Source organism: Mycetocola spongiae, from assembly GCF_020424085.1.
Classification (GTDB): Bacteria; Actinomycetota; Actinomycetes; order Actinomycetales; family Microbacteriaceae; genus Mycetocola; species Mycetocola spongiae.
In genome coordinates, this window is the sequence record NZ_CP080203.1 from 198,621 (window position 1) to 218,623 (window position 20,003).

Here is a 20,003-nt window from a genome sequence, read left to right on the forward strand (position 1 = left end):
GAGGGCTTACCAGTCGTCATCGGGATCGGGGGCGTCCGCGGGCAGCAGCTCCGCGAGACTGCCATCGGCGTGCAGCACCACGCGCGTGCCGTCATCCAATTCCAGGCGCGCCCGGCCCTCCAGCCAGGTGAGCGTCCAGCGCGCGGATTCCAGCCCCGCCGCGGGCCCCGCGGCAACGAGGTTGGCCTCGATTGCGGCGAGCGTGGGCCCGGCCGCGGCCGGCAGTGCGGCCGGCGGTGTTCCGCCAAAATTCCAGCGCGTACCGAGCTGCATCAGGCACCCGCCACGGCGCGGTCATAGGTGACCCACTCGGTCGCGGTGGCGAGGCGGTCATAGAGCCGACGCGCCACAGTATTATCGGGGGCGGTGACCCAGCGCAGCACGCCGGCGCCCTCGGCGGATGCCAACCGCGAGGCCTCCTCGATCAGCGCGGTCGCGACGCCGGCGGAGCGGGCCGCGGGCGCCACAAAAAGATCGTCCAGATAGAGGCCCAGTTCGCCCGCGAGGGGCCGGGCGAACCCGCGCACATGCGCGAGCCCAACCAGCTCCCCGGAGGCGTTCTCGGCCACCAGCGCACGCATCGCGTGCTCGCCCCGATCGATCCAGCCCCACACCCGCACGGCATGCTCATCGCCCAGCGCGGTGCCATAAAACTCCGCATACTGCTCGTAGAGGCCGTACCAGGCGAAAAACTCGCCGGATTTCACGGGGCGAATGATCACGCGGTTTCCTCGGTCTCGGCAAAAACGATCTCGGTCACGGCGAGGTCCTCGCCGGCCACGGTGTGCAGCTCGCTGATGCGACCCACACCCTTCAGATCGTGTGCCGCGAGGCCCAGCAGCACCAGCTGCTCGGGGGTGCCGGAGATAGTGGCATGGGCCACGGCGGTCTTCTGCGAGGCCTTGGCATCGGTCTTCGCGCGGCGAATACCGATCAGCGTGGCGCTTGCCAGCGAGAGCAGCGCGGGATCGCCCTGCGCGGGAACCTCATCGGCGGCGGGCCAGGAGGTGGTGTGGATCGTACCCTCCTGGAACCAGGACCACGCCTCCTCGGTGGCAAACGGAATGAACGGCGCAAACATGCGCAGCAGCACGTTCAGTGCCACCCGCAGCGTGGCCGCGGCCGAGGCCTGACCGGGGTCATTGGGGTCATAGGCGCGCTCCTTGACCAGCTCCAGATAGTCATCGCAGAACTCCCAGAAGAAGGTCTCGGTGAGCTCCAGTGCCTTGGCGTGGTCATAGGATTCAAACGCGGCGGTGGCCTCGGCCACCACGCGCGAGAGCGTCGCGAGCAGGCTCAGGTCCAGGGCCTCGGTGATCTCGGCCTCGGCCGAACCCTCGATACCCAGGATGAACTTGGTGGCGTTCAGGACCTTAATGGCCAGGCGGCGGCCGATCTTAATCTGCGTGGGGTTCTGCGGATCAAAGCCCGCATCGGTGCCGAGACGGCTGGTCGCGGCCCAATAGCGCACCGCATCCGAGCCGTGCTTTTCCAGGATATCGGCGGGCGTGACCACGTTGCCCTTGGACTTGGACATCTTTTTGCGGTCGGGGTCGAGGATCCATCCGGATAGTGCCGCATCGCTCCACGGCTTGCGGTTGTCCTCCAGCGCCGAGCGCAGCATCGTGGTGAACAGCCAGGTGCGGATGATGTCCTGACCCTGCGGGCGCAGGCTAAACGGCGCCACCAGGTTCCACAGCTCGGGATCGCGCTCCCAGCCACCCGCGAGCTGCGGGGTGAGCGAGGATGTGGCCCAGGTGTCCATGACGTCCACCTCGCCGATGAATCCGCCGGCCACGCCGCGCTGGGACTCCTCAAAGCCGGGCGCGGGATCCACGCTCGGGTCCACGGGCAGGGACTCCACGGTGGCGGCGATCGGCGCGTCATAGCGCGGTTCGCCGTTCTCGTCCAGCGGATACCACAGCGGCAGGGCCACACCAAAGAAGCGCTGGCGGGAGATCAGCCAATCGCCCGAGAGGCCGTTGACCCAGTTGTCGTAGCGCACCTTCATAAACTCGGGGTGCCAGTTCAGCTCGGCACCCAGCTCAAGCAGCCGCGCGCGCAGGTTTTCATCGCGCGCACCGTTGCGGATATACCACTGCCGGGTGGAGACGATCTCCAGCGGGCGATCGCCCTTTTCGAAGAACTTCACGGGGTGGGTGATCTTCTTGGGTTCGCCGATCAGCGAGCCCTCCGCGGTCAGCAGGTCCACGATTGCGGCCTTGGCGCTGAATACGGTTTTGCCCGCGAGCTGGGCGAAGGCGGCGAGGCCGGCCTCGCTCGTGATGACATCGGGGGCCTCGGCCAGGATGCGGCCGTCCTTGCCGATGATCGTGCGGTTGGGCAGGTCCAGTTCGCGCCACCAGATCACGTCGGTGAGGTCACCGAAGGTACAGATCATGGCGATACCGGCACCCTTATCGGGCTGCGCGAGGTGGTGCGCAAGAACGGGCACCTCCACGCCGAAGACCGGGGTGGTCACGGTGGTACCAAAGAGGCCCTGGAAGCGCTCGTCATCCGGGTGTGCCACGAGGGCCACACAGGCGGCGAGCAGCTCGGGACGGGTGGTCTCGATCTCGATCGTGGAGCCATCGGGCTTGGTGAACGCCAGGCGGTGATAGGCGGCCGGCTGGTCCTTATCCTCCAGCTCGGCCTGGGCCACGGCGGTGCGGAACGTGACATCCCACAGCGTGGGGGCCATGGCCTGATAGGCCTCGCCGCGCTCGAGGTTGCGCAGGAAGGCCAGCTGGCTGGTGCGGATGGCCTCGGGGGAGATGGTGCGGTAGCTCTGGTCCCAGTCCACGGACAGGCCGAGGTCGCGCCACAGCGATTCAAAGAGCTTCTCGTCCTCGACGGTCAGCTTCTCGCAGAGCTCGATGAAATTGCGGCGCGAGATGGGCAGCTGATCGGCGGCCTTGGCGGACTTGCCGTCGCCGCCCTCGTGCGGAGGCACAAAGTTTTCGGTATAGGGGAGCGTGGGATCGCAGCGCACACCGTAGTAGTTCTGCACGCGACGCTCGGTGGGCAGGCCGTTATCGTCCCAGCCCATCGGATAGAACACCTGCTTGCCGCGCATGCGCTGGAAGCGGGCGATAACATCGGTATGGGTATAGCTGAATACGTGCCCGATGTGCAACGAACCCGAGGCCGTGGGCGGCGGGGTATCGATCGAGTAGACGCAGTCGTGGCCGCCGGCGAGGGCCGCGGCGCGGTTAAAGCGATAGGTGCCGGAGGAGTCCCACTCGGCGCCCCACTTGGCTTCCAGTCCTTCGAGGGCGGGCTTATCAGGGACATGCGTGGTCATCGCTTAACTCCGTTTTCGCTATGGGCGGCACCGTGTGAACGTGCCTGAAGATGTGATTGTGGCCCAGTTTAGCGGAAGAAAGCGGCGGGGGAGAGTCCGCGGGTTCCTGGGCGTTTCCGTCGCCGGATATGCCATACGGAGGGGTGCGACGGTTTGCGACAGTGGCCTTGTTTTTGGGGTCGCGGATGGGCACCGTGGGATTGAGCCGGGGCAAGTCCGCCCCGAAACGAACGCTGCCGAATGTATGCGTATGCCCTGCACCGCCGCGGAGGAACCCATGATAGATCTTGATACGCTCACGACCACGGTGGAGGAGCCGGAGACAAAAATCCTGCTCCGGGAATCCATCGACGCCTATCGTGCGGGGGCCTTTCGGGCCTCGATTGTGGCGCTATGGGTAGCCGTGTGCTCGGATGCGATTATCAAGATCCGACACCTGGCCGATTCGCAGGATGCCGCGGCCGTGGCCAAGGTGAAGGAGATCGACGAGGCCGCCCGCACACAAAATATGCGGAAGATGCAGGACCTGGAAAGCTCGCTGCTGGTTTTTATCTCCACCACACTCCCGCTGCTTAATAATCGTGAGGCGGAGGAGCTGCAGCGGCTCGCGCGCGATCGCAATCTGTGTGCCCACCCGAATTTTTTGGATGCCGCGGACCAATTCACCCCGGGCTCGGAGCTGGTACGTAATCATATTGTCAGCGCGCATCGGGCGCTGTTTTCCCAGCGCCCGATCATCGGCAAACAGGTTTTGGCCTATTTTATGAGCGAGATTCAGGGTGAGTCCTGGCCCGATACGCCCGATATCGGGGCCTATCTCATGGAGCGGTTTTTTCGAAATACGCGCGAGTCCGCGCGAGATAATCTCACCCGCGTGTTGATTAAGGGCTGTCTCAAAGAGCCCTCCTGCACCCATCCGGAACGTACTATGGCGCGGCATCGGGCCGCTGCCCGTGCCCTGATCGAGCGCGAACCGGGCCTCATGGAGCGGGGGCTCACCCACGTCCTCGCGGCCTGGGAACGCTCCAATAGCAACGATGATGACACCCTGCTGCGGCTCGTGGGGGCGTTTGGGCAGAGCTCGATAATGGTCTCGGCGCTGCCCGATACCGCGCGCAGCCGCCTGGAGGCGCTGCTGGCGGGGGCCGAGGCCGGCCAGTTGATCGAGGCGGGATTCTTTAACGGAGGTGTGCCCGCGGATGACTTCTGCGCGCAGCAGTATCGGGAGCGGCTCGCGACGCTGGACCTGGATGGGCTGAAGCCGATCCTCGCCACGGGTGTTCCCTCGGAGCACTTCATCCCTCCGGTGCTCAAAGCGGTGCGGCAGAGCGCGTCCTATGAGGAGGCGGCCGAGGCCATCCACCTCCTCATCTCGCTCTCAAAATCCCTGGGTGCCGAGGATATCAACGAGTTGGAACGGGCCATCCTCACCAACGATACGGATCAGGTATGGCCGGCCCGGGATGTGGAGGAACACCTGATCGAGGTGTATTTGCGTCGAAATACCGCTGCCGAGGAGATCGAGGAGGCCTGGGAGGATCTGGTCTACGGAATGCGGAACTACACCCGGAAACGATCGTTTTATGGGACCTCAAAGCCGCCCTATAGCGCCCTCGAACGCACCGTCACCGACCGGGAAACGAGCTAGGCGCTGGGCCGAGGCCCGCGGCGAGCAGCGCGCGGGTGTACTCGGCCCGCGGAGCGGAGAAGAGCCGCTCGGTGGGACCGGTCTCCACGATCTGCCCGGCATACATCACGGCCAGGTCATCGCTCATATGGCGCACCACATCCAGGTCGTGGGTGATAAAAAGCATCGTCAGGCCGCGCTCGCGCTGGATTTCGTTCAGGAGATCCAAAACCTGCGCCTGCACGCCAAGATCCAGCGCCGAGACGGGCTCATCACACAGCAGTATCTCCGGGTCCGCGGCGAGGGCCCGCGCGATCGCGAGGCGCTGCCGCTGGCCGCCCGAGAGCGTGAGCGGGCGTCGGGTGCGCAGGGAACGGGCCAGGCCCACCGCGTCCAGCGCCGCGACGAGCGTACCCTCGTGGCCGCGGGGCCGGATGGTCTGTCCCGCGGAGAGGGCCTCCGTGAGCAGCTGTTCCACGTTCAGGCGCGGATCAAATGAGCCCAGCGGATCCTGGGAGATCGCGCCGATCCGGTGCCGACGCGCGCGCCGCTCGCGTTCGGGTAGCGGCACCCAGGGCTGCCCGTCGAGCCGCACCTGCCCGCCCCCGGGGGTATCCAGGCCCAGCAGGATGCGCGCGAGGGTGCTTTTTCCCGAGCCCGATTCGCCGATCAGGCCCAGGGTGCTGCCCGCGCGCAGGCTCAGCGAGGCCGCGCGCACGGCCTCGACCCGCAGGCCCGAGCGGCGGAACGTGCGCGATACCGCGCTGGCCTCCAGGATCGGGGTGGCCGCTGCCGCCCGCGGGGGTGCGGGACTGGGCGCGGCGGGGGTCTCGCCCAGCAGCAGGGTTCCGCGGGCACGCCCCGCGGGGGAGGCGGCCAGCAGCGAGCGCGTATACGGGTGTTCCGGCGCGTTCAGGACCCGCTCGGTGGGACCCTGTTCCACGATCCTGCCGGCGCTCATTACCGCCACCCGATCGGCGATGCCGCGCACCGCGACCAGGTCGTGGCTGATCAGCAACACCGAACGGCCGTCCGCGGTCAGCGAGCCCAGGAGTTCCAGAATGCCGCGGCGCACCCGCGCATCCAGCGCCGTGGTGGGTTCATCCGCGATCAGCAGCGCGGGGTCCCCGGCCAGGGCCGCGGCAATCAGCGCGCGCTGACGCAGGCCCCCCGAGAGTTCCCCGGGGCGGGAGGCGGCGCGCGCAGCGGGATCGGGCATGCCCACCCGCTCCAGCAGCTCGCGCACGCGCCCGGCCCGGCCGCGCGCATCCAGCCCGGTATGCAGTTGCAGCGTGGTGGAGATTTCGCGGCCGATCGGGCGCAGCGGATCCAGCCCGAGCAGCGCGTCCTGCGGGATCAGGGCCACGGTTCCGCCGCGCAGCCGGCGCAGCGCGCGCGGCCCGAGGTCCGGAACGGAGATCCCGTCCACGCTCAGCCGGGTGGCGCTCACGCTCCCGCCGGTGAGTCCCAGGATTGCGCGCCCGGTCACGCTTTTGCCCGAGCCGGACTCGCCCACCAGTGCCACACACTCGCCCGCCGCGATCTCCAGCGAGAGCCCGTCCACGGCCCTATCCGGGCCAAAACCTACCCGCAGATCGCGGATGGAAAGCCGACTCTGAGTCATCCGCGTCTCCGTTCGGGGGAGGCCAGCGCGCGGCCGAGCACCGTGGAGCACACGGCTGTCAGCACGATAAACAGGCCCGGGAAAAAGGTCATCCACCAGAAGCTGGAAATATATTGCCGCCCATCGGCGAGCATCGCCCCCCATTCGGCGGCGGGTGGCACCGCGCCCAGCCCGAGGAAGCTCAGCGCGCAGACCCAGACGATGGACTGGCCGATGCCCAGCGTGAGCAGCGCCAGCAGCGGGCGAGCCACATTGGGGAGGAGATGCCGGGTGAGGATGCGCGCGCCCGAGCGGCCCTGCACGATCGCGGCCTCCACATATCCGGAGCCGGAGATTTCCCGCACGCGGGTGCGCACGATCCGCGCATAGCCGGGGGCGGTGGCCAGGCCCACGGCCACGGTGGCGCTGAAAATCCCGGGCCCGGCAATCGTGATGATCAGCAGTGCGAGGATCAGCCCGGGGAACGCCAGCATCACCTCAATCACGCGCGTGGTGGAAAAATCCAGCCAGCGCGGGCCGAGCCCCGCGAGGAAGCCGAGGATCGTGGCCAGGCCGATGCCGATCGCGGTGGCCAGCAGGCCGATCAGCAGCGAGGGTCCCGCGCCGTGGATCACGCGGGTATAGATTCCGCGGCCCGAGGCATCCGTGCCAAACGGGTGGGCCAGGCTCGGGGGTAAAAAGCCCGCGGCGGGGTCAATTGCGAGCGGATCTCCCGGCGCAAATAGCCCCGGCAGGGCGGCCGCGAGCGTGAGCGCCAGCAGCAGCGCGAGACTCACCCATTCGGGCGCACGCAGGCCGCGCATCAGGAGCGCCCCCGCACGGTGGGAATCAGCGCGCGCTCGGTCAGATCCGAGACCAGGGAGACCAGCAGATAGGCGGCTGCGGCGATCAGCACGATGCCCACCACAAGCGGCACATCGCGCACCTGGGTGGCGCCCACCAGGGTGCGGCCGAGGCCGGGCCGGGCGAAGATCGTCTCCACCACCACGGCGCCGCTCAGCAGCGAACCAAATGCCCACCCGGTGATCCCGATCGCGGGCGGGGCTGCGTGGCGCAGCGTATGGCGCAGAAAAATACCCGCCTCGGATTCCCCGCGCGAGCGCGCGGTCAGGATAAACGGCTCCTCGGCGGCCGCGAGCAGCGATTCGCGCAGCAGCTGCGCGAGAAAACCGGCGAGGGGGATCGCGAGTGTCAGGGTGGGCAGGATGAGGCCGCGCGCATCGCCCGTGCCGATCGCCGGAAGCCAACCCAGCGTGGAGGAAAAGAGCAGGATCAGGGCGCTCCCGAGCCAAAAATGCGGCAGCGAGGCGGCGGTCATCTCCAGCCCAGCGGCCACGCGCGAGGCGAGCGGGCCGGCGGCCACCGACCACAGGGCCAGGGCGAGCGCCAGCGCCCAGGCGGCGGCGAGGGCGCAGAGCGCGAGGATCAGCGTGCCGCCGAGCTGTTCGCCGATCACCGCGGCCACGCCCTCGTGCAGGGAATAGGACTGGCCGAGGTCGCCGCGCAGCAGGCGCCCGAGGAACGCCAGATACTGGGTGAAGAGCGGCAGATCGAGGCCGTTTTCGGCCCGGACCCGGGCGAGTGCCTCGGCGCTGGCCTGCGAGCCCGGCCCGCCCAGCAGGGCCTGGGCGGGATCCCCGGGGATCAGCCGGACGGCAAAAAACGTCACGGTCGCGGCGGCCCAGAGCACGCCGAGTGCCCCCGCGAGACGCGGGAGCACTCGGCGCAGCACGGTCATGCTGCCCAGGCTAGTGGGGGTCATGCTCACCGGGTCGGGGCCACGCTCCGCAGCAGCGGATTGCCCACACTATTGGTCTCGCCCATCCCGTCGAGCTTCTCCGAGTAGAGGAAGTGGTTCTGCTGATCGTAGAGCGGCAGGATGTAATAGCCATCGAGCACAATCTGCTGCGCGCGGCGGTAGAGATCGGCGCGCTCATCCTCCGCGGTGATCTCGGAGCCGCGCGTGAGCAGCTCATCCAACGCGGGATCGTTGATCTGCGCGTGATTGGCAAAATAGCCGCTGGGTGCCGGGGTGATGCCCGAGGAGTGGTACAGGATCCGCAGCACATCCGGGCCCACCTTGGTATAGGGGGCGCTCACCAGATCGTATTCATTTGCGCCGAGGCGCTCGTACCAGGTGGACAGATCCGTGGGTTCCAGCGTGATCTCGATGCCCACCGTGCGGGCCTGCGCCTGAATCTGTTCAAATAGCGACTGTTCCGCGGGGATCGACTGATTGGTGCTCACCGGGAACGCCAGCGAGAGCTTTTCGCCATCGCGCATGCGGATGGGATTGGCCGCGCTGGGTTCGCTCCAGCCCGCGGCGCTCAGCAGCTCATTGGCGGCCGCCGCATCGTGGCCAAAGGGGGCCTTATCGGTGAGGCCCAGCGGCTCCACGCTGGAGAGCGGGGAATAGGAGCGTTCAGCGGTACCAAAGAAGAGGGTTTTGATTCCGGCGTCCAGGTCCACCGCGCGGATCAGCGCCTCCCGCACCCGGATATCGGAGAGCGGGCCGCGCGAGGAATTAAACTCGATCCGGTTTACCGAGCCGGGCCGGGGTGCGTCCAGGTGGCCAAGCCCCTGGGTATTGCCCGCCGCCACGATATTATCCGGCTGCGCATTATCGATGATCTGGACATCGCCCGACTGCAGGGCCGCATAGCGGGTGGCGGCATCGGGAATAAAGCGCCAGTTGAGGGTATCGGCGAGTGCCGGGGCGGCCGAGGCGGCTCCCTCGGGGGCCGAGTTATAGCCGGTATTGCGGGTCAGGACCACGCGGTCCTGGCGCTTCCACTCGCTCACGATAAACGCGCCGGTGCCCACGGGTGTCTGGCAGTTTTCCTCCTGGCTGCGGTCGAGCCCGGCGGGGGATTCGATGGCCAGCCACGGCATCGACAGCGATTCCAGCAGCGCACTATCGGGTTCGCTCAGGGTGAGGGTCACGGTGTGCTCATCGCTCGCGGCGGCCGCGGTGACCTTGCCCAGCGCGAGATAGCCCGTGGAGGATTTGGTGGCGGGATCCTGGACGTGTTCGATATTGCGCACCACGGCGGCGGCGTTCAGCGGCGTGCCATCGCTGAAGGAGACGCCCTCGCGCACGGTGAAGGTCCAGGTCAGGCCGTCCTCGCTCTCGGTCCACGCGCTCGCGAGCCAGGGCACCGCGGCGCCGTTTTTATCGAGGGTCACGAGCTGTTCGAGGAACTGCGCGGCCAGCAGCGATTGTGGATAGTTACCGCCCACATGCGGGTCCAGGCAGGTGGGTTCGGCATCTCCGCTGGCATAGGTGAGGGTGCCGCCGCCCGCGGGGGCGGTATTACCCGGGGTGGTCTGCGCGCAGGACAGCAGTCCCAGCGCCAGACCCGCGGCGAGAACGGGAAGCGCCAGGCGGCGCACGGTCGAGGCTGTGTTCACAAGAATCCTGAGGTTGGGCGAGGGGGTCGCGACGCAAAAGCGTATTATTGGACGGGGTGCAATAAGACTCTAGCCGGTATTTCTCGGCGCCGATACCGGGGGCACGCGATAGCCTGAGTCGAGATCGAAGGGAGCCCGCCGATGGCCCAGACCCCCACCGCGCCCCGCGTGGGTCGCCCGCGACGCTCCTCGCAGCAGATGCTCGAGGATGCCGCGGCCGAACTGTTTTTGGAACAGGGCTATGCCGCCACGGCCATCGAGCAGATCACCCAGCGCGCCGGGGTCAGCCGCAATACGTTTTTTAACTACTTCGGGGTCAAATCCGATCTGCTCTGGATCGATCTGGACCGCTCGATTGCCCTGCTGCCCGCAGCGCTCGCCGAGTCCCCGCGCGAGGCCGGGGCCGCGCGCCTCGACGCGCTTGCCGCCGCCGTGCTCGCCGTGGCCGCCCGGCATCCCGCCGATCGGGTGCCGTGGGCGCTGAGCCAGGCCGATCTGATGGGCACCCGGGCCGAGCTGGAGGCCTCCGCGCTGGCCCGCCTCACGGCGCAGACCCGCGCCATCGAGGCCTTCCTGGAGGGCTGGTCCGGCCGCGCCCGCATCCGCGCGGTGGCCTGCGTGAGCGTGGGTGCCGTGGCCGCGGGGCTCGCGGAGTGGATCGACGCGGGTGTGCGCCGCGACCCCCTGAACGCCTATATTGCCGCGGCCCTGCTTCCCGCGCTGGCCGGATTCCGGGAGGAATCATGAGTGAACCAATCCCCGCACCACTGAACCTGCCCAGCTCCCCGGTATTCCCCGGCGAGGGTGAGCCCGTGGCCCCGCGCCGCCGCCGGCGCTGGCCGTGGCTGCTCCTGATTCCCGTGCTCGCCGCGGTGGCCGCGCTGCTCGCGCTGAATCTTGGCGCGGGCTCCGAGTCCCGTCTTGTGCAGCTGCGGCTGAATCCCGCCTTTGTGGATACCCATGTGGTCATCGGCTCCTGCGTGGTGCCCGAGGGCGGCACCGAGTGTTCCCTCACCGTGGGCCAGCGCTGCGAACCCTTCTCCGCCACCGGCGCCGTGCACTGCAACGATATGAGTGTGCGCCCCGAGGGTCTCTACCGGGTGGGATCCGCGCTGGGACAGGACGAGGCCTGGGTCTCCGAGCGTCTGGGCTGGACCCCGCCCGAGGACTCCACCCCCGGGGAGGGCGGCTGCACGGTCGAGGGGTCACCGGGGGAGGTGCTCCTCGCGCATCCCTTTGGCACGCTCGCGGAATACCGCATCGAACAGACCTCCGCGACCGGGGCGGTCACGCTCAGCGATCCCCTCACCGCCTTCCAGGCCGTGGGACATTCCTGCGGCTCGGGCGAGGATCACGGCGAGGACGAGGACGGGCACTAGGGCCCGAACGCGCCCGGCGCGGTATGGGCGGCGATCAAACCAGCGGTTTCCGGGGGACATTTAAACCGGAGATGCGTCGGGGGATCACAACGCTCGAGCGCGGGTGGGCCCCGGGGATTCATAATGCGCGGGCGATGAATAAAACCCGTGATTGCGCTGCCCCGCGCGCGTTAATCCCGGTGATTGCGCAGGGCGTAGGCCACCTGTAGGGCCTCGGGGCCGCTGTTTTTGGTGGGGGCCACCGCCCAGGCGGCATGGATAATCAGGTGGGTCCAGGCTCCGTCGAAGACGGAATCGAGGTCGATGATGATGCTGTCACCGCGAATCTCGTAGGAATCCTGTGGCTCGTCGGGATGCCCAAGTTCGAGTTCGTAGAGGGTCCGCGTGACGGGAAGTCCATACTCATCGATTGCGCTCACGATACTGATGGCCAGCTCGACCGGCATATGCCCGGTGTGAATGACGGGGTTTTCGCCGGGCGCGCGCACCGCCGTCCAGTCCAGGGGCCACGAGTTGAGGGGAATCTCATTCTTGCCCCAATCTGCGTAGTACATGGGGAGCGTGGTGCCGGATATGGTGGCCGCTGGCCAGGTGGGAAATATCGCGAGTGTGGGCACGGTGGAATCCGGAAACGGGTCATACTGACCGTAGTTGGGATCTGTCATGGTAACCGCGCTTTCGTTTTTCCCGGCGTGAAATGGGTACGTTCTTTTTCTGAGTCTATGTTCGAATGTGGGCGAGCGCATAGCTGGCCTGTACGGATAACGGAGCGGGGATGGTGTCCTCGGTTAACAGCACCCAGGTGACCTGAATAATCGCGTGGGTCCAACCTTGCGGGATGAGTGCATCCGGGTAGAGGTAAACAACCTCGGAATGATCGGAGGGCTGCAGGCGCCCCGCGGATTGCGGCGCATAATCGATATCTTGGGTGCTCCAGCTCAGAGGTATGCCGTCAGAATCCAGGGTCGATACATTTGTGATGGTGAGTTCAGTCGGCGCAAATCGCGTGTGGAGGATGAGTGGTTCATCGGGCGCGAGCATGACGTCCCAATAAACCCTACCGGGTGGGTCAAGTGCCAGGTCCTCGCCCCAATACGCGTTAACGATCGGCGGAGATCCGCCGCTTACTGAAGCGAGAGGCCAGCGTGGGAAACTCTTCAGCGTGGGAAACTCGGTGTTGTTAGCTGTTGCGTCCACCGAATCTCCCGACTCTGACTGAGGCGTTGATGCCATAACGCCACACGATATCACTGCTAACCCGAGGGCGATTATGGTCACGGCGGCAAGCGCTGATCTCAATCCGTTTAGCCGTTGCACGGCGCAAAGGCGGTTTTGGTGCGATAACTGACCCCTGTATAGCCATTAGCAAATGCGGTGTAGTAGCGTCCCGTGGTGCGGTACTGGTGATAGCTGCCCGGATTGCAAAGAAAGGGAGTGGTGATTCTTAAGAATTTTTTCGGAGCTGAACCGCGACTCGAACGTTGGTGAGCCCATCCCCACCACTCATTTCTATAAGAGGATCCCTCAATTGAATGGACGGTGGGAATCACCGGGCAATCACCCGTCAAATGGGTGTTGATTGTGCGTGGCGTCGTACTTGAAGGATGCGGGTTGTCCTGCGAAATTCTGCAGTAGATCGGTGCTGCCCGCAATGCCCGGAGCGAGTCTCCCGTAGTTTCGCTAAAGGTTCCGGTGGTTTCGTTATTGACGTCACTAGGCACGAGCGGTGTATCTGACCAGGTCTCGAGTGTCTCGTCCGGCAGTTGATCGATTTCCACAGCGTTGGCGGGAGAAGGTACTGCAGTGGTCAAAATCAGACTGAGGGATAGCAAGGCTGGAAAAAGGTAGCGCTTTGACAATAATTTAGACATATCACTCCGGTGTGCGTAAAAGGCAATACGTAGCCTATTTGGGGGGTACTTTTTAGTCAATGGCGAATTTTTAGAGTTCTCAAGTTCATCCCTTTGAGTGCAGGGCACGCCGCACCCGCCACGAGTCCGCGGAGAGACGGTGCTGCCGCATTGCTGGGCGAGAGCTATTAGTCACCCGGTCGGGACGACTGACGGGCACAGTTTGGCCTCGACCTCGACCGGTGTCACTCGGCTAAGCCTCCTTATTGCCAGCCTTGATAACATGTCCGCTCAACACCCACCGCTAACGCGATGTCGAAATCTTCCCTGGTGCCCCATCTCCTTTTGTTGACTGTTTTTCTGCAATGAGTGGCTGAATAATGAATCGGTCACCATCGACGGAGTACTTTTGGGGATCGCGCAGAACACGCTCAGCGATCCCCTCACCGCCTTCCACGCCGTGGGACATTCCTGCGGGTCCGGCGAGGACGAGGACGAGGACGGGCACTAGGCCCCGAACGCGCCCAGCGCGGTATGGGTGGCGATCCACACGCTCCAGCCGATCACGGCGCAAAACCCCAGCAGCCAGACCGGCGAGGGAATATGCGTCTGCAGATACAGAATATGGGCATCCGAGGAGGTCACCTCCGCGCGGCGGGAGGTATGCACGGCCAGCACGTTGCCCAGGGCGCGCACCGAGCCCACAAGCAGCGCGATGCCCAGAATGAGCAGCGCATAGGCCTGCACGGGAACCGGCGCCCAGGCCCAGAGCGCACCCGCGATCGCGACCGAGCCGAGGGTCACACCCACACCCACCGCGCCGCGGATCACGAGCAGCGAGGCCAGCATCAGCACGCCGCCGATCACCAGGGCGGCCGCGGTATAGCCGGAAAATACCGACCAGATCAGGCCGGCCCCGACCAGCGCGGGGGCCGGATAGCCCAAAAAGCCGGAGACCACGGCGCTGAATTTTCCGCCCGAACTGGTGGCCGAACCCCCGTGATTGCCATTCAGGCGGATCGCCCGCACCCGCCGACCGAGCAGCGCCCCCGAGAGCGCGTGTCCCAGCTCATGCACCAGCGTGGTAAACAGACCAAACCAGCGCCAGGTGACCCGCGGCACGCTCAGCGCAATCGCGGCGAGCAGAATCAGCGCGATCGCGGTGGGGGAGAGCATGGGCGGCGCGGTATGGCCAAATAGCGTAGGCAGATCGATCATGAGGATTCCTGAACTCGGGGGACCCGTCGATTGTGCCACGTCCCGGCCGGAGAATCCCGGGTATGGGGCAAACCCGCGGTGGGGTAGACTGGGGCAATCGGCAGCGATCCGGCCATCACCGGGGAGCCTTTGGAAGATCCGCCCGGCCCCCACGGCGAGCGGGGTAGAACCAAACGGGTAGGCCCGTCACAGCCCAATGAAGCGGCCCCACGCCCGGTAGCTACCGGATGCGGGGCAAGCGAGGTGGTACCGCGGCACACGTCGTCCTCGCAGGAGATCCCTATCACCTGCCAGGAGTCAAAATGCCCTACCCCCAGTCCTCGAACCCGGCCGACGCCGCGGGCGCCGCCCCGGCCCCCGGAGCCGCCTTCGGCGTGCAGGCCTCACCGCGCTTCCCCGCGATCGAGGAGGACATCCTCGCGTTCTGGAAAAACGACAACACGTTCCAGGCCTCGATTGATAACCGCGAGGGCAATACCGAGTGGACCTTCTACGACGGCCCCCCGTTTGCCAACGGCCTGCCGCACTACGGCCACCTCCTGACCGGCTATGCCAAGGATCTCTTCCCCCGCTATCAGACCATGCGCGGCAAGCAGGTACACCGCCGCTTCGGCTGGGATACCCACGGCCTGCCCGCCGAGCTTGAGGCCGAGCGTCAGCTGGGCATCACCGATAAGAGCCAGATCGAGGAGATGGGCCTCGCCGCGTTTAACGCCGCGGCCAAGGAATCGGTGCTGCGCTATACCGATGACTGGGAGACCTATGTCACCCGGCAGGCGCGCTGGGTGGACTTCGAAAACGACTATAAGACCCTCGACATCACGTTCATGGAGAGCGTGATCTGGGCGTTTAAGCGCCTGCACGATAAGGGCCTCGCCTATGAGGGCTACCGGGTGCTGCCGTATTGCTGGCGCGATCAGACCCCGCTGTCCAATCACGAGCTGCGGATGGACGATGACGTCTATCAGGACCGCCAGGACCAGACGGTCACCGTGACCTTCCCGATGCGCGGGGACCGCGCCGAGAAGCTTGGCCTGGACGGCGTGCGCGCCCTGGCCTGGACCACAACCCCGTGGACCCTGCCCACCAACGTGGCCCTCGTGGTGGGCCCCGAGATCGACTATGTGGTGGTTCCCGCCGCCGAGGCCGGCGCCCACGACGGCGGAGACGGCGCGGTGTCCTATCTGCTGGCCGCCGATCTGCTCTCCGGCTATGCCAAGGACCTCGGTTATGCCGAGCCCGCCGAGGCGCTCGCCGCGGTCACCCGGCACCTGCCCGGCTCCGAGCTGGTGGGCGTGCGCTATCAGCCGCTGTTTGACTATTACGCCAGCTCCGAGGAGCGCGATATGTCCAATGCCTGGCAGATCCTCTCCGATGACTACGTCACCACCACCGACGGCACCGGCATCGTGCACCAGGCCCCCGCCTATGGTGAGGACGACCAGCGGATCTGTATGGCCGCGGGCATCCCCGTGATCCTCTCGGTGGACGCCGGTGGTCGCTTCCTGCCCGAGGTCACCGATGTGGCCGGGCAGCTCTGGATGGACGGCAATAAGCCGCTCACCGCGCTGATCAAGGAAAAGGGCCGCCTGCTGCGCCAGGCCAGCTATGTGCACTCCTATCCGCACTGCTGGCGCTGCCGCAACCCGCTGATCTATAAGGCCGTGTCCAGCTGGTTCATCCGCGTTCCCGAGTTTAAGGGTCGGATGGGCGAGCTCAACCAGGACATCAACTGGGTCCCCGAAAACGTGAAGGACGGCCAGTTTGGTAAGTGGGTGGCCGGCGCCCGCGATTGGTCGATCAGCCGCAACCGCTACTGGGGCTCCCCGATCCCGGTCTGGAAGAGCGATAACCCTGAGTATCCGCGCATCGACGTTTATGGTTCGCTGGACGAGCTTGAGGCCGATTTTGGCGTGCGTCCCACCGATCTGCACCGCCCGTATATCGACGAGCTGACCCGCCCCAACCCCGATGACCCCACGGGGGCGTCCACGATGCGCCGCATCGAGGACGTTCTCGACGTCTGGTTTGACTCGGGATCGATGCCCTTCGCCCAGGTGCACTACCCCTTCGAAAACCAGGAGTGGTTCGAGAGCCATAACCCGGCCGATTTCATCGTGGAGTACATCGGACAGACCCGCGGCTGGTTCTATACCCTGCACGTGCTCTCCACCGCCCTCTTTGACCGCCCGGCGTTTAAGAACGTCATCAGCCACGGCATCGTGCTCGGCAATGACGGCCAGAAGATGTCCAAATCGCTGCGCAATTATCCCGATGTGATGGAGGTCTTTAACCGCGATGGCTCGGATGCCATGCGCTGGTTCCTGATGTCCAGCTCCGTGATCCGCGGCGGCAACCTGGTGGTCACCGAGGAGGGCATCCGCGAGGGTGTGCGCTCGGTGCTGCTGCCGATGTGGAATAGCTGGTACTTCTTTGCCATGTACGCCAACCTCGCATGCGAGGGCGGTTATACCGCGAAGATCGATACCTCCTCGGAGGACGTGCTCGACCGCTATATCCTCGCCAAGACCCGCGCGCTTGTGGAGGAGGTCACCGGACACCTGGATAACTTCGATACGCCGCTGGCCGCCGCCGCTCTACGCGACTTCGCCGATGTACTCACCAACTGGTATGTGCGTCGCTCGCGCGATCGTTTCTGGGCCGGAGTGGCCGCCGATGGCAGCGGTTCCGCCGCCTTTGACACGCTTTATACCGTGCTGGAGACGCTGACCCGCGTGGCCGCGCCGTTCCTCCCGCTCGTGACCGAGCGCATCTGGAAGGATCTCACCGGCGGGCGCAGCGTGCACCTGACCGATTATCCCGAGGCCGATGCGCTGCCCGCGGATGAGGCCCTGGTGCGCGCGATGGACCAGGTGCGTGCGATCAGCTCCACCTCGCTTGCGCTGCGCAAGAAGGCGGGCCTGCGGGTGCGCCTGCCGCTCGCCTCGCTCACGGTGGTCGCCGCGGGCTCCGAGTCCCTCGCCCGCTTCGAGGCCATCCTGCGCGATGAGCTCAACGTGAAGGCCGTGGAATTTGTGGAGCTGGAGGCCGATAGCGCCGCCAATTATGGCATCACGTCGCGCCTGGCCGTGAACGCCCGCGCCGCGGGTCCGCGCCTGGGTAAGGAGGTGCAGACGGTGATCAAGGCCGCCCGCGCCGGCGACTGGAGCGAAACCAACGGCGTCGTGACCGCCGGCGGCATCGCGCTGGAGCCCAGCGAGTATGACCTCACCCTCGAGGTGGCCGATGCGGGAGGGGCCGCCGAGACGGCGCTCGCCCTGCTGCCCGAGGGTGGTTTTGTCCTGCTGCACACCGCCACGACCCCCGAGCTGGAGGCCGAGGGCCTGGCCCGCGACGTGATCCGCGCCGTGCAGGACACCCGCAAGGCCGCCGGCTTTGACATATCCGACCGCATCCACCTCGACCTCGTATTCTTTAACGAGGCGGATGCCGCGGCCGTGACCGTGGCCTCCGAGCTGGTGGATATCGCGGGGGAAACCCTCGCGACCGAGTTTGCCATCGTGGGCCTGGACCCGCTGGTGGTCTCGCAGCGCGAGGTGCAGGTACCCGTGGAGTGGCTCGCCGCCGAGACCGGCCATAACGCCGAGTTCTTCCAGTCGGTGCCCGCCGAGAAATTTGCCAACGCCGGCCGCTTTATCGTGTCGGTTTCGCGCATGGAGAGGACCTACGATGTCTAACCCGAACGATCTCGATCTGCCCGCCGACGCCCTCCCCGAGGATGTCGCCGAACTCGCCGCTCTGGGCGGGCCCCTCGGCCTGCCCGTGGCGGGGGACCCCGATGCCTTCGGTCCGGGCGAACCCGATGCGGCGAGCTTTGAGGCCGATGTGGAGGCCACCGATCGTGCCGATCGGGTGTTCTCCGAGCTGCTCAGCCGCACCGGGGAGGCGGCCCCCGAGCCGCGCCTGGCCGCGACCGCGCGCGTCCTGGAGCTGCTGGGCGACCCGCAGGCTTCCTATCCGGTCATCCAGCTCACCGGCACCAACGGCAAAACGAGCACCTCGCGCCTGATCGAGTCCACCCTGCGCGCCCACGGGCTGCGCACGGGCCTGTTCACCAGCCCGCACCTCGTGCGCTTCACCGAGCGCATCTCGATCGACGGGCTGCCGATCGCGGACTCCGTGGTGGCCGATAACTGGGAGGATATCTCCCCGTTCCTGGACCTCGTGGACTCCGAGCTGGAATCGCGCGGCGAGCCGCGGATCACGTTTTTTGAGGCGCTCACCGTGCTCGCCTTTGCGTGCTTCGCGGACGCCCCCGTGGATGTGGCCGTGATCGAGGTGGGAATGGGCGGCGAATGGGATTCCACCAATGTGGCCGATGCCCAGATCGCCGTGCTCACGCCGATCGACCTGGATCATACCCAGCGTCTTGGCTCGACCATTGCCGAGATTGCCCGCACCAAATCGGGCATCATCAAGGCCGGGGCCACCGTGATCTCCGCGGCCCAGCCCGCCGCCGCCCTCGCCGAAATTCAGGCGCGTGTGGAGGCGATGGGGGCCACCCTGGTCTTGCAGGACCGCGATTTTGCGCTCACCGAGGACCTCGTGGCCGTGGGTGGCCAGCAGATAAGCGTGCGCGGCCGCGCGGGCAGCTATGAGCAGCTCTACCTGCCGCTCTATGGCGATCATCAGGCACAGAATGCCGCCGTGGCACTGACCGCGGTGGAGGCCTTCTTCGGCGATGGCACCGCGCCGCTCGGCGAGGATCCGCTTACGGAGGGGCTGGCCGAGGCCACCTCCCCGGGCCGGTTGCAGCTGATCGGGGTGGAGCCCACGATCCTCGTGGATGCCGCCCATAACCCGCATGGTGCCCGCAGCCTGCGCGCGGCCATCGAGCGCTATTTTGACGTGGACGAGGTGGCCCTGGTGATCGGGGTGCTGGCCGATAAGGATGCCGCGGGCATCCTCACCGAGCTCGCACCGATCGCCACCACCGTGCTCGCCACGCAGTCCGAATCGGAGCGTTCGATTCCCGCGGAGCAGCTCGCCGCCCTCGCGGCCGAGCTGCTGCCGGATCGCGCGGTGGCCCCCTATGAGTCGATCGTGGACGCCCTGATCGAGGCCCGCGACTGGGCCGATCAGAAGCCGCGCCGCCTCGTGCTGGTGGCCGGGTCGATCATCCTCGGTGGCGAGGCCATCGAGACCGCCCTCGACCGCGAGTGGAAGCCCTAATGCGCGGCCGCACGCGCACGGTGCGCGAGTCCCTGCTGTCGATTGTCCTGGGCTTTGAGATCATCGTGGTGGGCCTGACCGCCCTCGTGGTTTTTGGCCTGAAGGCCGCGCCGGGCGAGCCCTGGTATGCGCTGGTGGGCGGCGGTGTGGTGATCGTGGTGATGATCATCGCGCTGGCCCTCATGGGCCGCCGCGCCGGGGTGATTCTCGGCTGGGCCGTGCAAATTGTTATGGTGTTATCGGGCCTCCTGGTTGCCCAGATCTATTTTGTGGCCGCGATGTTCCTGGCCCTCTGGATCTACGGAAACTATAAGGGCGCCCAGCTCGACGAACGCAATGCCGCCTTCCGCGCTCAGGAGGCGGAAAACCAAGGCACCACCACTCAGGGAGAATAAAT

17 protein-coding genes are annotated in these 20,003 nt (G+C 66.4%); 6 read left to right on the forward strand and 11 right to left on the reverse strand.

Annotated elements, in window-relative coordinates; genetic code table 11:
- Positions 1–6: 6 nt before the first annotated feature.
- Genes KXZ72_RS01085 through valS form a run of 3 tightly spaced genes read right to left on the reverse strand, consistent with a single transcriptional unit; the run spans position 7 to position 3,304 of the window.
- Positions 7–273 (reverse strand): hypothetical protein, encoded by a 267-nt coding sequence (locus KXZ72_RS01085; RefSeq protein ID WP_226081889.1) that lies wholly within the window; start codon positions 271–273, stop codon positions 7–9.
- Positions 273–722, reverse strand: coding sequence for a GNAT family N-acetyltransferase (locus tag KXZ72_RS01090; RefSeq protein WP_226081891.1), 450 nt, complete (start codon positions 720–722; stop codon positions 273–275). The genes KXZ72_RS01085 and KXZ72_RS01090 overlap by 1 nt, the downstream gene beginning before the upstream one ends.
- Positions 719–3,304, reverse strand: coding sequence for a valine--tRNA ligase (valS, locus tag KXZ72_RS01095; RefSeq protein ID WP_226081892.1), 2,586 nt, complete (start codon positions 3,302–3,304; stop codon positions 719–721). The genes KXZ72_RS01090 and valS overlap by 4 nt, the downstream gene beginning before the upstream one ends.
- Positions 3,305–3,581: 277 nt before the next feature.
- Here valS and KXZ72_RS01100 point away from each other — a divergent pair, with 277 nt between their 5' ends.
- The gene (locus tag KXZ72_RS01100; RefSeq protein WP_226081894.1) at positions 3,582–4,952 is read left to right on the forward strand and encodes a hypothetical protein; all 1,371 of its coding nucleotides are present in this window, start codon (positions 3,582–3,584) and stop codon (positions 4,950–4,952) included.
- Here KXZ72_RS01100 and KXZ72_RS01105 read toward each other — a convergent pair.
- Genes KXZ72_RS01105 through KXZ72_RS01120 form a run of 4 tightly spaced genes read right to left on the reverse strand, consistent with a single transcriptional unit; the run spans position 4,930 to position 9,966 of the window.
- Positions 4,930–6,555, reverse strand: coding sequence for an ATP-binding cassette domain-containing protein (locus KXZ72_RS01105; protein ID WP_226081895.1), 1,626 nt, complete (start codon positions 6,553–6,555; stop codon positions 4,930–4,932). The genes KXZ72_RS01100 and KXZ72_RS01105 overlap by 23 nt on opposite strands.
- Positions 6,552–7,358 (reverse strand): ABC transporter permease, encoded by an 807-nt coding sequence (locus KXZ72_RS01110; RefSeq protein WP_226081897.1) that lies wholly within the window; start codon positions 7,356–7,358, stop codon positions 6,552–6,554. The genes KXZ72_RS01105 and KXZ72_RS01110 overlap by 4 nt, the downstream gene beginning before the upstream one ends.
- Positions 7,358–8,317, reverse strand: coding sequence for an ABC transporter permease (locus KXZ72_RS01115; RefSeq protein WP_226081899.1), 960 nt, complete (start codon positions 8,315–8,317; stop codon positions 7,358–7,360). Before KXZ72_RS01115 ends, KXZ72_RS01110 begins: the two co-directional genes overlap by 1 nt.
- A gap of 2 nt (positions 8,318–8,319) precedes the next feature.
- Positions 8,320–9,966 (reverse strand): ABC transporter substrate-binding protein, encoded by a 1,647-nt coding sequence (locus KXZ72_RS01120; protein ID WP_404823657.1) that lies wholly within the window; start codon positions 9,964–9,966, stop codon positions 8,320–8,322.
- A 141-nt stretch (positions 9,967–10,107) separates the two neighbouring features.
- Between KXZ72_RS01120 and KXZ72_RS01125 the strand changes: the two genes are divergently transcribed.
- Positions 10,108–10,713, forward strand: coding sequence for a TetR/AcrR family transcriptional regulator (locus tag KXZ72_RS01125; protein WP_226081901.1), 606 nt, complete (start codon positions 10,108–10,110; stop codon positions 10,711–10,713).
- Complete coding sequence (locus KXZ72_RS01130) at positions 10,710–11,345, forward strand: hypothetical protein (RefSeq protein WP_226081903.1); 636 nt, start codon at positions 10,710–10,712, stop codon at positions 11,343–11,345. The genes KXZ72_RS01125 and KXZ72_RS01130 overlap by 4 nt, the downstream gene beginning before the upstream one ends.
- A 170-nt stretch (positions 11,346–11,515) precedes the next feature.
- On the opposite strand, the gene KXZ72_RS01135 is transcribed toward KXZ72_RS01130, so the two are convergent.
- From KXZ72_RS01135 to KXZ72_RS01150, 4 genes are all read right to left on the reverse strand, one after another.
- Positions 11,516–12,010, reverse strand: coding sequence for a hypothetical protein (locus KXZ72_RS01135; protein WP_226081904.1), 495 nt, complete (start codon positions 12,008–12,010; stop codon positions 11,516–11,518).
- Between the two features lie 55 nt (positions 12,011–12,065).
- Positions 12,066–12,386 carry a hypothetical protein gene (locus tag KXZ72_RS01140; RefSeq protein ID WP_226081905.1) on the reverse strand — a complete coding sequence of 107 codons (321 nt, stop codon included), beginning with the start codon at positions 12,384–12,386 and terminating at the stop codon, positions 12,066–12,068.
- A gap of 263 nt (positions 12,387–12,649) precedes the next feature.
- Positions 12,650–13,216: a hypothetical protein gene (locus tag KXZ72_RS01145; protein WP_226081908.1), complete on the reverse strand. Its 567-nt coding sequence runs from the start codon at positions 13,214–13,216 to the stop codon at positions 12,650–12,652.
- Positions 13,217–13,702: 486 nt separating this feature from the next.
- On the reverse strand, positions 13,703–14,413 hold the full coding sequence (locus KXZ72_RS01150; RefSeq protein ID WP_226081910.1) for a M50 family metallopeptidase: 711 nt from the start codon (positions 14,411–14,413) through the stop codon (positions 13,703–13,705).
- Between the two features lie 302 nt (positions 14,414–14,715).
- Here KXZ72_RS01150 and ileS point away from each other — a divergent pair, with 302 nt between their 5' ends.
- From ileS to KXZ72_RS01165, 3 genes are all read left to right on the forward strand, one after another.
- A complete protein-coding gene (gene ileS, locus KXZ72_RS01155; protein ID WP_226081915.1) occupies positions 14,716–18,111 on the forward strand; it encodes an isoleucine--tRNA ligase in 3,396 nt (1,131 codons plus the stop codon).
- 148 nt (positions 18,112–18,259) lie between these two features.
- The gene (locus tag KXZ72_RS01160) at positions 18,260–19,606 is read left to right on the forward strand and encodes a bifunctional folylpolyglutamate synthase/dihydrofolate synthase (protein WP_404823674.1); all 1,347 of its coding nucleotides are present in this window, start codon (positions 18,260–18,262) and stop codon (positions 19,604–19,606) included.
- Entirely contained in the window at positions 19,606–20,001 is a 396-nt protein-coding gene (locus KXZ72_RS01165) for a DUF4233 domain-containing protein (RefSeq protein WP_226081919.1), read from the forward strand. The genes KXZ72_RS01160 and KXZ72_RS01165 overlap by 1 nt, the downstream gene beginning before the upstream one ends.
- Positions 20,002–20,003 lie beyond the last annotated feature (2 nt).

Bases quoted from the DNA above. Each gene is read 5' to 3' on its own strand.
- KXZ72_RS01085 (WP_226081889.1), bottom strand. From the start codon at position 273: ATGCAGCTCGGTACGCGCTGGAATTTTGGCGGAACACCGCCGGCCGCA.
- valS (WP_226081892.1), bottom strand. From the start codon at position 3,304: ATGACCACGCATGTCCCTGATAAGCCCGCCCTCGAAGGACTGGAAGCC.
- KXZ72_RS01100 (WP_226081894.1), top strand. From the start codon at position 3,582: ATGATAGATCTTGATACGCTCACGACCACGGTGGAGGAGCCGGAGACA.
- KXZ72_RS01105 (WP_226081895.1), bottom strand. From the start codon at position 6,555: ATGACTCAGAGTCGGCTTTCCATCCGCGATCTGCGGGTAGGTTTTGGC.
- KXZ72_RS01110 (WP_226081897.1), bottom strand. From the start codon at position 7,358: ATGCGCGGCCTGCGTGCGCCCGAATGGGTGAGTCTCGCGCTGCTGCTG.
- KXZ72_RS01115 (WP_226081899.1), bottom strand. From the start codon at position 8,317: ATGACCCCCACTAGCCTGGGCAGCATGACCGTGCTGCGCCGAGTGCTC.
- KXZ72_RS01125 (WP_226081901.1), top strand. From the start codon at position 10,108: ATGGCCCAGACCCCCACCGCGCCCCGCGTGGGTCGCCCGCGACGCTCC.
- KXZ72_RS01130 (WP_226081903.1), top strand. From the start codon at position 10,710: ATGAGTGAACCAATCCCCGCACCACTGAACCTGCCCAGCTCCCCGGTA.
- KXZ72_RS01135 (WP_226081904.1), bottom strand. From the start codon at position 12,010: ATGACAGATCCCAACTACGGTCAGTATGACCCGTTTCCGGATTCCACC.
- KXZ72_RS01140 (WP_226081905.1), bottom strand. From the start codon at position 12,386: ATGCTCGCGCCCGATGAACCACTCATCCTCCACACGCGATTTGCGCCG.
- KXZ72_RS01145 (WP_226081908.1), bottom strand. From the start codon at position 13,216: ATGTCTAAATTATTGTCAAAGCGCTACCTTTTTCCAGCCTTGCTATCC.
- KXZ72_RS01150 (WP_226081910.1), bottom strand. From the start codon at position 14,413: ATGATCGATCTGCCTACGCTATTTGGCCATACCGCGCCGCCCATGCTC.
- ileS (WP_226081915.1), top strand. From the start codon at position 14,716: ATGCCCTACCCCCAGTCCTCGAACCCGGCCGACGCCGCGGGCGCCGCC.
- KXZ72_RS01165 (WP_226081919.1), top strand. From the start codon at position 19,606: ATGCGCGGCCGCACGCGCACGGTGCGCGAGTCCCTGCTGTCGATTGTC.